Source organism: Micromonospora sp. NPDC047730 (assembly GCF_043204765.1).
Classification (GTDB): domain Bacteria; phylum Actinomycetota; class Actinomycetes; order Mycobacteriales; family Micromonosporaceae; genus Micromonospora.
Genome location: NZ_JBIDCU010000010.1, coordinates 1 through 13,446, shown reverse-complemented (window position 1 = coordinate 13,446; position 13,446 = coordinate 1). Strand labels below are relative to the sequence as shown.

The following is a 13,446-nucleotide window of genomic DNA, read 5'->3' as shown; positions in this document are numbered from 1 at the left end:
AGCCAATTCGAAGGAGACAGCGTGCAACCGGTCGTCAGAGCGCTGGAGATACTGCGGACCCTCGCCCGTCACGGCGACGGGATGAGCATGAAGGACCTACACGAGACGCTCGACATCCCGCTCGGCAGCGCGCACCGGCTACTGGCGGTCCTGGCCGAACAGGAGTTCGTCACCCGATCCCCGGTCAACCGCCGTTACTTCCTCGGCCCCGCCGCCCGTCAACTGGCCGAGCAGAACAGCCGCCGTACCTCCACACTGGTCGCCCCGCACCCCGCGGTGCTCGCCGCGGCCGCCGAGTCCGGGGAGACGGTGTTCCTCGCCGAACTGGTCGGCAACCGGGTGGTCTGCATCGCTCTCATCGAGAGCGTGCACCCGCTGCGGCTGTTCGTAAGGATCGGCCAGGAGATGCCGCTGCACGCGGCGGCGTCCGCCCGCGCTCTCCTCGCCGACATGGACACCGACATCGTCCGCGCGCTGCTCGCGGAACGGCCGCTCACCGCGTTCACCCCGGACACCCCGGCCACCCCGGACGCCGTGATCGAACACCTCGCGGTCGTCCGGGCCCGAGGCTACGACGTCTGCGACGACGAACTGGACCGAGGCGTGTGGGCGGTGGCCGCGCCCGTTCGCTCGTCCACCGGCGCGACCTGCGCGAGCATCACGCTCGCCGCGGCCGCCGACCGGATGCGTGATCCAGTCGCCCGGGCCCGGGCGACTCATCTGGTGCTCGCCACGGCGGCCCGGCTCAGCGCCGAACTCGGCTACGGCAACGAGTTCACCCCGTCACCGCCGATCACCGAAGCCGACCAGACGGACAAAACCGCGACCTTTCGAGGGACCCCATGACCAGAGCCGCCCCCAGCACCATCGGCACCGGCGACACGACCGCCTTCCAGAACCGTCACCAACGTTGGCTGGAGCTTGCCCGCGATCTGCGCGCCGCGGCGTGCCTGCCCGGCGAGTTCACCCTCGCACCGGCCGGCCCGGTCGACGTGTACATAGATGTCTTCTTGTTCGAAACCCGCCCGACGATCCTACGGCGGATGGCCGCCCTGATGGCCGACCTGTTGGACGCCACAACGGACCGGCTGGCCGGCCGGGCAGAGGTGGCACCGCTCGTCACCGCCCTGTCCCTGGAGACCGGTCTGCCCTTCGCGGTGGTCCCCACCCCTGCTGCCGGCGACCACCCGACGCAAATCGAGGGAGAACTGCACGCGGGCGAGCGTGTCGTCCTCGTCGAGGACGTGATCATGTCCGGCTCACGCGCCACCACCGCCGTCCACGCGCTTCGGGACCACGGCGCGGTGGTGCCCGCCGTACTGGCGGCCGTCGACCGCAGCGGCGGCCAGGGCGAGGCCGCGGCCCGCTGCCCCGTCCGGGCCCTGTTCACCCCGGCGGACCTGCACATCCCCGATCAGCCACGAGTCCGGGACCGCCAGGGCGCAGTCGACGTACAACCAGCGTGACCCAGGTTCCACCGCTTCGCCTGAACTCCGACCGCTGTCAGTCCACTGGTTCCTGAAAGGGGGACGGCGCCTCCTCCCCATGGCCAACGCCGAGGGTCACCGCGCCACGAACGCCATGAACACACACCCAACACCGGCAAGCCAGCTCGCCGCCGCTGTCGACGAACTCCACCAGGCGGTCACCGCCGACCGTGCCGGTGCCGCGGCGGCCGTCGAACTCGTCAGCACGGCGATCGCCGACGCGCTGCGGCCGTACGCCCCGACGGTGGTGGTCGTGCGGAACAACCTCGACGACGGCGTGCTGGCCCACGTCGTCTCCCGGGAGCTGGACCTCCCCACCGTACGCATCTACGAAGACTCCGGGCTGCTCTCGCTGAGCCCGCCCCCGCCCCCCGGAGCACGCGTCGCGCTTCTCGCCGCCTCCTGGCACGACATGTCGGCGCTGCCGGCGCTCCGACTCCTGCTCGCCCACGCCCACGCCGAGGTGGTGGCGGTCGCGGCGGCGCTACCCGTCACCGACGCGGTCCTGGCAGCGGTCGACGGCACCCCGGTCGTCACCGCCGCAGCCATCTCGCGGACACACCGATGAGCCTGGACACCGTCGACGTCGCCCTGCCCCTGGCCGACGCCAGCCGGTTGGCCGACCTGCTGGCGAAGTTCGCCGAGATCAGCGAGAGCACCAACGGCGTGACGCGACTCGCGTACACCCCGTTGGAACGCGCGGCGCACCGGATGTTCACCGACCAGCTCTCCGCGCTGGGCCTGCGAACCTGGACCGACGCGGCGGGCAACAGCTACGCCGAACGGCCCGGCGATGCCGGACCCGCCCCCGCCGTCGGCACCGGCTCCCACCTGGACAGCGTGCCGCGGGCCGGACGGTTCGACGGCATCGCCGGGGTGGTGGCCGCCATGGAGGTCGCCCGGCTTATCGTCGAGGCGGACGTACGGCACAGCCACCCGATCAGGTTCGTGGCGTTCGCCGGTGAGGAGGGCGCGCGGTTCGGCCAGGCGTGCACCGGTAGCCGGATCGCGGCGGGCCTGCTGAACTCGCCCGATCTGGCCGACCGGCGGGACGTCCACGGAGTGAGTCTCGCCGAGGCCATGCAGGCTGTCGGTCTCGACCCGAGCCGCGTCGAGGAAGCGCGCTGGCGCGCGGACGACTGGGCAGCGTTCGTGGAGCTGCACATCGAGCAGGGTGGCGTGCTCGAAGCCCAGGGCGTGCCGATCGGCATCGTCGACCTCATCTCCGGCAGCACCCGGTTCCGCCTCGACCTGCACGGCCGCGCCTCGCACACCGGCGGGACGCCGATGCACCAGCGGGCCGACGCCATGACGGCCGCGGCGGAGATCACCCTCCTCGCCGAGAGCATCGCAACCGACCCCAGGCACCACGGCACCCGGGCCACGGTCGGCCGGCTGGAACTCGAACCGGGCTCGATCACCACGATCCCCGGCGAGGCTCGGCTCTACGTGGACATCCGCGACGTGGACAGCGACCGGCAGCGGTCGACAGCGACCGAGCTGATCCACGGCGCCCGCGCCATCTGCGAGCGACGCGGGGTGAGCCTGGACATCGAGTTGCTCGGCGACGCCTCCCCGGTGGTGCTGCCGATCTGGCTGCGCCGCCGGATCGCCGAGACCTGCACCGCCACGGGGACGGCGTACCGGGTCCTGCCCAGCGGCGCCAGCCACGACAGCCAGATGATCAACAAGGTGGTGCCCGCAGGAATGATCTTCGTGCCGAGCCGGGCCGGGCTGAGTCACGTCCCCGAGGAGTGGACAAGCAGCGCGGATCTCGCCGCCGGAACCGACCTGCTCGCCCGCAGCCTGCTCGCCCTCGATCACGAACTGACCAGAACATCCCCGGCGGAGGAGGCATGCTGAACACGACCAGCGGACGGCTCGTCCCGCTCGACCTGCCGCCCGCGCACCGGCCCCCACCCACCTGGCACCACGCGCCAGTCCTGCGCCACGAACCGGTCGGCGACCGGTACCGGTTCCTCCGCCTGCACGCCCCGACCATCGCCACCCGCGCCCAACCCGGCCAGTTCGTGATGCTCACGGCGGCGCGCGCCGACGAAACCGCCCCCGTCCTGCCGCGGCCAATGGCGATCTACGACACCGCACCCGAACACGGCACGTTCGACGTGGTGTACGGCGTCGTCGGCGGCGGTACGCGCCGGCTCGCCACCTTCACCGTCGGCGAGACCATGCTCGCGACCGGTCCGCTCGGGCAGGGGTTTCACCTCTCCCCCGCGACCAGCCGGGTACTGCTGCTCGGCCGGGGCATCGGCACCTGTTCGCTCACCACGGTCGCCGCGGTCAACGCCCGCCGTGGCGGTACGACCGTCGCCGTCATCAGTGCCCGCCATCCCGGTGCGCTGATCGGCGCCGACGTCCTGCGCCGGGGCGGTGTCGAGCACCTGCACCAGGTCACCGACGCGGACGGGACCAGCGAGCCGGACTTCCTGTCCACGCTGCTCACCTCGACGCTGGACGCCGATCCTCCGCAGCTCCTCCTCACCTGCGGCTCGCAACGGCTGACCGATCTCGCCGCCGACCTCGGGAAACGGTGGAATGCGGAGGTGCAGGTGTCCGTCGAGGCGCACATGGCGTGCGGCCTCGGATACTGCCACGGTTGCTCCTCGGGACAACGGAGCGTGGGGACCGAGGCTCCCCTGGTGTGCCTGGACGGGCCGGTGTTCAGGTGGGGATCCGCGGATGACTGAACCCGGCTGGAACCCGCGGCCGCTGTCCCGGCAACCGCTGCTGCCACCCACCGTGCTGCGAGGCGTACGACCCTACGGCGAGGAACCGGTGGACCTGCTGATCGACAACGGCCGGATCGCCGCGCTCGATCCCGCCGGGCAGGGACCCGCCGTCCACAGCATCGACTGCCACGGCCTGATCGCTCTGCCAGCGTTCACCGACCTGCACACCCACCTGCGTCAACCCGGTGCGGAGGACGCGGAGACGATCGCCACCGGCACGCTCGCGGCGGCCAAGGGCGGCTACGCGACGGTGTTCGCCATGGCGAACACCCAGCCGGTGGCGGACGATCCGCGACGCGTGGAGTACGTCGCCGAGGTGGCCGAACGCACCGCACACTGCCAGGTACGGCCCGTGGGCGCGGTCACCGTCGGCCTCGACGGCACCACGCTGACACCGATCGAGGCGATGGCCGCCTCGGCCGCCCGCACCCGGATGTTCTCCGACGACGGCCGGTGTGTGGAGGACCCCGCGTTGATGCGGCAGGCGCTGCGCCGGGCGGCCGACGTCGGCGGGTTCGTCGCCCAGCACGCCCAGTCCTCGCCGCTGAGCCCGAACGCCCAGGCCAACGACGGCGCGGTCGCCCACGAGTTGGGCCTGCCCGGATGGCCCGCCGTCGCCGAAGAGTCGATTATCGCCCGGGACTGCGTGCTGGCGGGCGCGGACGACACCCCGCTGCACATCTGCCATGTCTCGACGCGAGGCAGCGTGGAGATAATCCGCTGGGCCAAGTCGCGGGGCTGGCCAGTCACCGCGGAGGTCACCCCGCACCATCTCCTCCTCACCGACGAACTGGTACGCACCGGTGACACCCGCTACAAGGTCAACCCGCCGCTGCGGAGCGCCCAGGACGTGACGGCCCTGCGGGAAGCGCTCGCCGAGGGAGTCATCGACGTGGTCGCCACCGATCACGCGCCACACCCCGCCGCCACCAAGAACCGCCCCTGGTGCGAGGCGCCACCCGGCATGCTGGGACTGGAGACCGCGCTGCCGGTCGTCGCGGAGGCCATGGTGCGCACGGGCCTCATGTCATGGCGTCGCCTGGCCGAGGCGATGGCCATCCGATCCGCGGCGATCGGCCGAACAGCTGTCGGCGGCGGGAATCCGCTCCAGGTAGGCATGCCCGCCACGCTGTGCCTGGTCGCCACCGACGCCGACTGGACGGTCGACGCGGCCCGGCTGGCCAGCCTGGCCCGGAACACACCGTTCTCCGGTCATCGGCTCTCGACTCGGGTTGCCGCCACGATCATCGGCGGCAGGCTCGCCTGGTCAGCCATCCCCGGTGCGGGCGGCCCGACCCGCGCCTGACCGGTAAAGATCGGATGGTGGTGGTCAGGGTATGCCAGCAGGGTGGCGATGACCGCCGCCACGGCCGCGAGGTTCGTTGCGTGGCCGTGGCGAGCGCCTGCCGGCGCGCCCACCATCGGCGATCACCACCGCCGGTTCGACCAGCACCCAGCCAAGAACGCGAGCGGGTGGGTCTCAGATCAATGGCGCATACCACTGGGCGCCGGTCACCCGTATCCGCCTCGACTGCTTGCGGTTCCACTCCACCCGCATGCCGTACTTGCGAAGCACCGGAAAGGCGATCTCGTCCAGTAGCCGTTCCAGGTCGGCCTGGTAGCGGGCCTGCTGTTCGGCCTCCGACAGGGCCGAATAGGCGACCTCGTCGAAGTCCGCCGGCGGATAGGCGCCGTAGCCGAGGTAGACCTCGCCGTCCTCGCTCGCGAGCAGCGACTCCGTGTCCTGCTGGTGGTACCAGAGGTACCCGTGCCAGTGCCGGGAACCATCACGCTCGTCGTGGATCTCAGCGGCCGCGCAGGTGCCACAGCAGCTGAAGTTCTCCCTGGCCAACACGCCGAGCTCGTTGAGATCGGCAAAGGCGCGGGTGAGGTTGCTCCGCACCTCGCCCCACCCACGCTGCTGCTCCCGCCGAGCGGCCAGAGCCTTTTCGTACGCCGCCCTGAGTTCCTCGTCGGTGGCGCCGTGGCGCTGCTCGTCCTCGTCAAAGAAATCCACGAACTCGTCGGCGTCATCCTGGCCACGCACGACCCAGTCCCAGATCTCGGCCTCGATCTCCCCACGGCCCGGCTCCGCAATCCGCTCGGCCAGGAACCTGACGCCCTCAGGGCGATCGTTGTACACCCATCCAGTCACGGCGGCGATCTTTACACGGGCCTATGACAGGCCTGAGCCAGACCGGCACGCGGCAAGCACCACCGGCCGGACGATCGCCTGAGTCCAACCGGACCGCTGTGATGCCACCACCGCCGGCCGTTGAGCTCACCAACGAAGACGCCGTAGCCGTAGCCGCTTCCATTCGGGCCCTTGCCGGTCCGCGCCCGTTCGGTCAACATCAACGGCTGCGCCAGCAGGATGCTGTCACGGACGCTGTGCGCACCGGCGGGGCCGCCCGGCCTGTCGGACAGCGCCGGCAGGGACTTCCATCGATGTCGTGCATCGTGGGTCCGATGACGACGGCCGTAGGATCTGGGAGTGGACGATTTGCATGACGCAGATCATCGAACTCCGGCATTCGCGACCGACTGGGCGCGGCTGTTCGTCAGCTACCGCCAATACGAGGTGTCCGCCGTGCCGGGCGCGTCCGGCGTGGAGATCTACACCCTCGGCGACGACCTGCTGCACGTCGGCGGGCCGACCCGGTTCACCGGCTTCTGCGGCATACACACCGGCTGGATCGAGGCACGCGTACGTGTCTTGCCCGGGCCTCCCACGGAGACCGACGTCGGCTGGGACGCGATCAGCGAGGCGACCCTCTGGAGTCCCAGCGGCCGGCTGTCGGTCGTCGGCCTGATGGGCGGCACCGCGGAGGCCCTTACCGACGTCGCCGTCCCGCGCGGGCTGATCCGGGTGCGGGTGCACGCGCGCGACCGCCTGCACGAGACCGTACGCACCGACGGCGACCCACCCGAGCGGCACGAACTGCACATCTGGGCGGTGTCCGAGGAGACGCCATGGCGCACCGTGCTGGCCGACCCGGGAGGCCGCGACTGGGAGCAGAAACCGGCGAAGGCCGCCGAGCGGGCGATGCTGTCACTGCTACCGCGCCCGTCCGACCGTCCGGCCATCCTGCCGCCGCTCCCACCTGACCCGTACGAGGACGACACCGGCCTGTCCCGGGTGGCGGTGGTCCGCTACCGGCCCGCGCCGGTCGAGGTCTCGGTGGGAGTGCTGCCCGCCGGCGACCTGGAGGTCCGGCTGGAGCGGGTCGACGGCGAGACTCTCACATGGTCGTGGGCCACCGCCGACGAGCCGATCTTCCCTCGTCCGCTGGCCACGCTGCCGGACGACGAGCCGAGTACCGTACGGCTGACGTCCGGCCCCGACGGCTTCACCCTCCGGCACGAGGGAGTGCTGGGCCGGCACGCCTGCGCCCTCGGCCTGATCTGGGACCATCTGCTCGACACCGCCGGGTCGTATCCGTGGATGGGGACGTTGCGTGGGCAGGCCGCCGAGGCGACCGCGCTGGCCGAGAAGACCCGCCGCCTGCAGGCCGAGCGCGACGCCGAGAAGTGGGGAGGTGCTCCGCCGTCGGACCGGGTCCGCGGGCTCCTCAGCCAGGCGCGGTCCCTGGCCCGGATCGACCGCCCGATGCTCGACCGCATCGACGCGCTGCCCGCCGCCCGCCAGCGGGAGGCAGCCTGCTGGGCGGCCCGCCGCGCGATGCGTGCGGCCGGGCTGGAGCAGATCGGATGGATCGCCGACGCGCTCGCCGACGCCGAGGCCGGCCGCCCACTGCCCCGAACCTTCACAGAGCAGAGCGGCACCGCCGCGTTCAGACGGCTCTTGTCCGATCCCGAGATGCCGCACACCATCGTCCCGCTCCGCCTAGACCCGAGAGCGTGCGGCACACGCGGCGTCACCGAGATGCTCCAGCAGGCCGCGGCGTTCCCCGCCCTGATCGCTCTGGCGGATGACGATCCGCTGGTCGCCGCGATCAACGCCGTATACAACGCGGCAATCGCCCACGGCGACGACCGCGACCGCTTCCTCGCCGAAGCCCACATCGCCCTGCACTGAGCCTCCGATCCGGCAAGCGACGTCAACTCCGTCAGCCATGCTGCACGACCGCGCACCAACATCGGCACGACCGGGCGCGGGGCTTGATCCGGCTGTCGTGACGCTGCGGAGCACGCGGTCGGCGGCAGGAGAGTGAGTCGCAGTGTATGGCGTCGGCGAATCCTGCCCTTCGAACTGAGGGTGCGGCTGGCATCGAGGAAGTCCACCGCCGGGTCAGGCGCGGGCGGCTGGTTCGGTGGGCTTCGTGGTAGGGCTGTCGCTCGGCCCACCGTCGGCGGGCTCGGTCTGTGCTGCGTCGGCAGCGCGGGCGGGGGCTACCGCCTGCAGCCGGCGAACGTCCCGGCTGGCCAGCATGCCGAGGACCGAGAGCACCACCGATGCCGCCAGGATCAGCAGCGTGTCGCGGGTGCCGATCGCCGCTGCGACCGGTCCGACCGCGATCTGGCCGAGTGGGACGGCGACCCAGGACCCCAACATGTCGTAGGAGTAGACGCGGGCCAGTCGGTCGGCCGGGATGTGCTGCGCAATCGACGTGTCCCAGGCCACCGCGAACTGTTCGACGGCGATCCCGACCGCCACGCCGGCCGACACCAGCACGACGACGGTGGGCGCCAGGGCCAGCCCCAACAGCAGAAACGACTCGGCGAACATGCAGGCCACCCCGAGCAGCAACAGCCGACGCACCCGGATCCGCAGGGCGATCAACCCGCCCACGACCATTCCGGCGGTTTCCGCCGCCAGCACCACGCCCCAGGCGCTACGGCCGATCGTCTCGTCCGCGACGGCCGGGCCGAGCACGTTCACGCCGCCAGCGAGAGCCGCGTTGAGGATCATGAAGCCCAGCACTACCACCCAGACCCAGGTCCGCGCGGTGAATTCCGTCCAGCCCTCCCGGAGGTCAGCGACGATGCTCCTGCGGGTGCTCTTCGCCGGCGACGCAGCGACCCGGACTCCGGTAAACGCGAGAGCCGCGACAGCGAAGGTGAGCGCGTCGATGGCGAGGCCCCACCCCGGCCCGACGGCGGCCACCAGGAGGCCACCGAGCGCCGCGCCGCCGATCATGCCCGCGTTGATGCCGAGCCGGATGAGCGCGTTGGCCGGCTGAATCAGCTCCGGCGGCACGGTCTGCGGCGTCGCGGCGGCCGAAGCTGGCTGGGACAGCGCGCTGACGATGCCGTTGGCCGCACCGAGCGCCAGCAACAGCGGGATCGTCGCCGTGCCGGTGAGCACCAGGGCGGCCACTGCCGCCTGGGTCAGCGCACCAAGCACATTGGATCCGACCAGCACCAACCGGCGCGGAATCCGGTCGGCCGCCACCCCACCGAAGAGCACGAACAGCACGGTCATCAGCGATCTCGCGCCGACCACCAGGCCCAGGTCGCGCACCGAGCCGGTCAGATCGAGCACGGCGAAGGCCAGCGCGATGGGAGCGACACCGTTGCCCAGCATGTTGACCAGCCGGCCAGCAGCGAGGTATCGGAACGCGCCATACCGCAGCGGAGCCAGCATCGGTCCCCCATCCGGAAGAGGTCAACATCAACGTGGAGCAGTTCGAGGACGCCAAGCCGTTCGGCCCCACGACGCCCTCGGATGAGGTGTCCGAGCCCGCAGGGTCGAACGCGGCGGTGGCTCACGCGCGGGTGGCGCAAGGACACCGTAATGATCGGCTTTCAGTGCGCCTCGATCGAACCATTCTCTCAAGAGCAGAAGGCGGCGTGGCAGACGACCACGGTCGGGCTGCGGAGCGGACTTCGGCGCACTCGTCTAGGCACGACCGAGACGTGAACGTCCGCACATCGGCACGACAGGGTGCCTATCCCGAATGGACCGGCTACAGGCGGTTGCGGTTGCGCCGCCGGGCGGCGCGCACGATCGGCGGCAGCTGCGGACACCGTCTTGCCGCAGGTTGTTCGCCCACACGTCAGCGCTGGTGGCGGGACCGAGCCGGCCCGGCGACCCATCCGTTGACAACATCACTCGCGTCCCAATACGTTTAACACGGTGGTTAAGTGAAGGGAGCCTCCGATGGCTGGCACCGATCAGCTCAGCGCGGTGTTCTCGGCGCTCGCCGACCCGACTCGACGGGCGATCATCGCCGAGCTGGCCGAACGCGACGCCACGGTCACAGAGCTCACCGCTCCTCTGTCCATCTCGATGCCGGCGGTGTCACGGCACCTGAAGGTGCTCGAGCGCGCCGCACTCATCTCGCGGTCACGGTCGGGCAAGTGGCGCGCCAGCCGCCTCGAGGCTGCCCCGCTGCGCGAGGCGGCCGACTGGATCGAGCGCTACCGGCGGCTCTGGGACTCGTCCCTCACCCGCCTCGATGCCCACCTCGCCGCGGTGCAGGCCGCCGGACGGGCAACGGACCGGATGGTCGACGACCCCAGGGAGCTCGAATGAAAACGGAAACTCCGCAGCTCGTCATCTCGCGTGTGTTCGACGCGCCGCGGGAGCTCGTCTACCGAGCCTTCACCGATCCCGACCACATGGCGGCGTGGTGGGGCCCGATCGGCAACTCACTGCCGCGCGATGAGATTGAGTTCGACGTGCGCCCCGGCGGCTTTCAACGGTGGACGGAGGTCAATGCAGCCGAACCCGAGCTTCGCGTGCACATCCACGTCGACCTCACCGACGTCGCCGACGGCAAACTACTCGAAGGCGTCATGCACGTCAGTGGCCGGCTACAGGAGGACATCGAGCCGTTCGAGACGAGACTGCGGGTCGAGTTCTACGACGAGGCTGACGGACGGACACGACTGGAGATCCGCCAGTGGCTCCCCGAACATCTGGCGCACCCCAGCGAGGAGGGTTGGCGCCAAGCGTTCACCAAGCTGGACGCCACGCTGACGAATGTCCAGGCTGTTGCAGCTGATCATCGAGAGGTAGAGGCATGGGAAAGCTGATTTACGTGACGAACGTGTCGCTTGACGGCTACATCGAGGACGAACGCGGCGCGTTCGCCTGGCTCCCAGTCGACGACGAGGTATTCGCGTTCACCACCGACCTCCTGCGGTCTGTGGGCACGTTTCTCTACGGGCGGCGCCTGTACGAGTCGATGGCCGTCTGGGAGACCGACGCCACTCTGGCCGCGCGGTCCGACCTCATGGCCGACTTCGCGAACGCCTGGCAGGCGGCGAGCAAAGTCGTCTACTCCACGACCCTCGCCGCGGTGTCAACTGCCGACACTCGACTCGAACGCCGTTTCGACCCCGCCGCGGTACACGAACTGAAGGCCACGGCCAGCAGCGATCTCACCGTCGGAGGCGCCGACCTCGCGACGCAGGCTTTCAAGGCCGGGCTGGTCGACGAGTGCCAGCTGTTCATCCTGCCCATCGTCGTCGGCGGGGGCAAGCCAGGACTGCCGACCAGCATGCGCGCCGACCTTGAGCTCCTCGATGAGCGCCGATTCCGAAACGGCGTCGTGCACCTCCGCTACCGCCCTCTCGGGCAGTGAACGACAGCCCTGTCCGATCGCCGGCGGCGCTTGCATGACAGGCGGAGCGCTGACGACTGATTCGGCCGGATGAGGTCGCCCATCACGAACTCGGGTTGCGTCAAGTCGCAGTGTGCGGAGACGCCAACCGCCGCGTCGGGACGACGGTGGCGACAGCGAACCTCAGCCCGGGGAACGCCCCGAGAACTACCCGCCTTCGTCTATCCGTCGGCATGCCGGCCGCACGCTCGTCGACCGCTCCCGACGCAACCGCTCATCGGCACGTCCGGACGTCCTCGCAGCCGGGCAGGCCGAGGTCAAGGCTACCGAGGGTGACGGAGGCACCACCACCGCGCACGATCGGCGGCATGACCGGATGGCTCCCGACCACGTCTGGGAACCCGCCCCGGGCAGGTTCGGTCCACGGAGATGGTGAGGTGGATGCCGGCCGAGCTGGCCATCGACCACTGCGGCGACGGCGAGCGGTCGGCGGTGCTGGGCCGCACGTCGATCCGCTGCGCCGGGTTGGACTGCACGATCAGGCGGCTGGGCACGTCCCCCACGTTGCGGCACCAGCTGAGGAACCCTGCACCGTCGAGGGCCGGCCCCTGGTCGGGGATCGTCGCGAAGTTGTGCAGGGGCGAGGTCGGGGCGGTGTTCGGCCTGGAGGTGTCACGATTCGGGCGCTCGAACGCCGACCTGACCCGGCTGATGGAGTTGGCGAGGCTGACCGACACGCTGCTGATCGACGCCGATGGCGTGTACGACCTGACTTCGCCGAACCGAACCGCGTCGATCACCGTTGCGGCCTGACACACCCCCACCACCCCGGGCGGCCTCCAGCAAATGCCGACACAGCAGACATACTCACACCATGTCGCATTCCGTGCGCTACAGAGCATGACTGGGGCGGTAGCGGGCTACAAGCCGTAGCTGACCTGCTCGGCCGCGACGGACAGGACAGCACAGCGCTTGTGCCCGACCCCTAATTTCGTACGGGTGATCACCGAACCGCACGCCAACCTTGAGGCTCTACGGCAAGCCGCTGCTGCCGGCATGCTCCAGCTCTCCGCCTCCCCGCCGGCCAGCGAGCAGGCGATCCGCACCCGTGAGAACGGTCTCGAACCGCATTTCGGGTCGGTGAGGTGGTCGGCGCCGCCGAGCTATCGCGCGTTCCTCGCCGAGCACAACCGGTTGTCGTGCCGCCGGACCGTCGGCGACAACGATCCAGAATTCGTGATCGTCAACGAGGAGGAGATGGTCCCGCTCAACCAGACATGGGTACACCTTCCGGAACACGTCAGCCGCGAACCCGGCCGCTACCTGTCGACCAACCATCTCGTCGGGTTCGCCTACACCGTCTACGACGAGGCAGTGTGGTGCTTCGACGTGACCCGGCCGGACGCCAACGGCGAGTACCCGGTCTACTACCACCATGAAGACGAGCCCCGCGTCCGTTACCTCGACGGTTACGCCTGGGAGGATCCCGACGACGCAGTGCCGGAATTCCCCTCGTTCGCAGCATGGCTGACCGCAATGACCCAGGCATTCACCGCAACCGAACCGCCGGACTGGATCGAGGAACTCGGCAGCCCCGCCATGGTCTGGGCATGTCGCTCAGGGAGACTTCGCCAGCCCCCTCCTAAGAGGTCCTAACAAAGTCGTGCGACGTGTCGGTACGTGATGATGCAGGTGGCGAGGCCGAGGAAGGCTTCGTGGATGTCGTCGCGGCGTTCC

Annotated in this window: 14 protein-coding genes and 1 pseudogene; 12 read left to right on the top strand and 3 right to left on the bottom strand. The window is 70.2% G+C overall.

The annotated features are described in order from the left end of the window. The first annotated feature begins 21 nt into the window (after positions 1-21). From ACGF5G_RS22415 to ACGF5G_RS22390, 6 genes are all read left to right on the top strand, one after another. Complete coding sequence (locus tag ACGF5G_RS22415; protein WP_393265646.1) at positions 22-846, top strand: IclR family transcriptional regulator; 825 nt, start codon at positions 22-24, stop codon at positions 844-846. Next, the gene (locus tag ACGF5G_RS22410; RefSeq protein WP_393265644.1) at positions 843-1,466 is read left to right on the top strand and encodes an orotate phosphoribosyltransferase; all 624 of its coding nucleotides are present in this window, start codon (positions 843-845) and stop codon (positions 1,464-1,466) included. Before ACGF5G_RS22415 ends, ACGF5G_RS22410 begins: the two co-directional genes overlap by 4 nt. 115 nt (positions 1,467-1,581) lie before the next feature. Continuing rightward, a complete protein-coding gene (locus ACGF5G_RS22405) occupies positions 1,582-2,055 on the top strand; it encodes a hypothetical protein (RefSeq protein ID WP_393265643.1) in 474 nt (157 codons plus the stop codon). After that, positions 2,052-3,350, top strand: a complete 1,299-nt coding sequence (locus ACGF5G_RS22400) for a Zn-dependent hydrolase (RefSeq protein WP_393265640.1) — start codon at positions 2,052-2,054, stop codon at positions 3,348-3,350. Before ACGF5G_RS22405 ends, ACGF5G_RS22400 begins: the two co-directional genes overlap by 4 nt. Continuing rightward, positions 3,344-4,195 carry a hypothetical protein gene (locus ACGF5G_RS22395; RefSeq protein WP_393265639.1) on the top strand — a complete coding sequence of 284 codons (852 nt, stop codon included), beginning with the start codon at positions 3,344-3,346 and terminating at the stop codon, positions 4,193-4,195. The genes ACGF5G_RS22400 and ACGF5G_RS22395 overlap by 7 nt, the downstream gene beginning before the upstream one ends. A 40-nt stretch (positions 4,196-4,235) precedes the next feature. After that, positions 4,236-5,543, top strand: coding sequence for a dihydroorotase (locus ACGF5G_RS22390; RefSeq protein WP_393266044.1), 1,308 nt, complete (start codon positions 4,236-4,238; stop codon positions 5,541-5,543). 174 nt (positions 5,544-5,717) lie between these two features. On the opposite strand, the gene ACGF5G_RS22385 is transcribed toward ACGF5G_RS22390, so the two are convergent. Next, the gene (locus ACGF5G_RS22385; RefSeq protein WP_393265636.1) at positions 5,718-6,392 is read right to left on the bottom strand and encodes a DUF6891 domain-containing protein; all 675 of its coding nucleotides are present in this window, start codon (positions 6,390-6,392) and stop codon (positions 5,718-5,720) included. A gap of 92 nt (positions 6,393-6,484) precedes the next feature. Further along, a pseudogene (locus tag ACGF5G_RS22380) lies at positions 6,485-6,595 on the bottom strand (serine hydrolase); the annotation flags it as partial. 136 nt (positions 6,596-6,731) lie between these two features. Between ACGF5G_RS22380 and ACGF5G_RS22375 the strand changes: the two are divergent. Further along, on the top strand, positions 6,732-8,276 hold the full coding sequence (locus tag ACGF5G_RS22375) for a hypothetical protein (RefSeq protein WP_393265633.1): 1,545 nt from the start codon (positions 6,732-6,734) through the stop codon (positions 8,274-8,276). Between the two features lie 213 nt (positions 8,277-8,489). Here ACGF5G_RS22375 and ACGF5G_RS22370 read toward each other — a convergent pair whose 3' ends face one another. Next, positions 8,490-9,785, bottom strand: a complete 1,296-nt coding sequence (locus ACGF5G_RS22370) for an MFS transporter (protein ID WP_393265631.1) — start codon at positions 9,783-9,785, stop codon at positions 8,490-8,492. A gap of 516 nt (positions 9,786-10,301) precedes the next feature. Here ACGF5G_RS22370 and ACGF5G_RS22365 point away from each other — a divergent pair. From ACGF5G_RS22365 to ACGF5G_RS22345, 5 genes are all read left to right on the top strand, one after another. After that, the gene (locus tag ACGF5G_RS22365; protein WP_393265629.1) at positions 10,302-10,676 is read left to right on the top strand and encodes an ArsR/SmtB family transcription factor; all 375 of its coding nucleotides are present in this window, start codon (positions 10,302-10,304) and stop codon (positions 10,674-10,676) included. Next, complete coding sequence (locus tag ACGF5G_RS22360) at positions 10,673-11,179, top strand: SRPBCC domain-containing protein (protein WP_393265627.1); 507 nt, start codon at positions 10,673-10,675, stop codon at positions 11,177-11,179. The genes ACGF5G_RS22365 and ACGF5G_RS22360 overlap by 4 nt, the downstream gene beginning before the upstream one ends. Beyond that, positions 11,167-11,730 carry a dihydrofolate reductase family protein gene (locus ACGF5G_RS22355; protein ID WP_393265625.1) on the top strand — a complete coding sequence of 188 codons (564 nt, stop codon included), beginning with the start codon at positions 11,167-11,169 and terminating at the stop codon, positions 11,728-11,730. The genes ACGF5G_RS22360 and ACGF5G_RS22355 overlap by 13 nt, the downstream gene beginning before the upstream one ends. 420 nt (positions 11,731-12,150) lie before the next feature. Continuing rightward, the gene (locus ACGF5G_RS22350; protein WP_393265624.1) at positions 12,151-12,522 is read left to right on the top strand and encodes a hypothetical protein; all 372 of its coding nucleotides are present in this window, start codon (positions 12,151-12,153) and stop codon (positions 12,520-12,522) included. A 186-nt stretch (positions 12,523-12,708) separates the two neighbouring features. Beyond that, the gene (locus ACGF5G_RS22345) at positions 12,709-13,365 is read left to right on the top strand and encodes an SMI1/KNR4 family protein (protein ID WP_393265621.1); all 657 of its coding nucleotides are present in this window, start codon (positions 12,709-12,711) and stop codon (positions 13,363-13,365) included. Positions 13,366-13,446 lie beyond the last annotated feature (81 nt).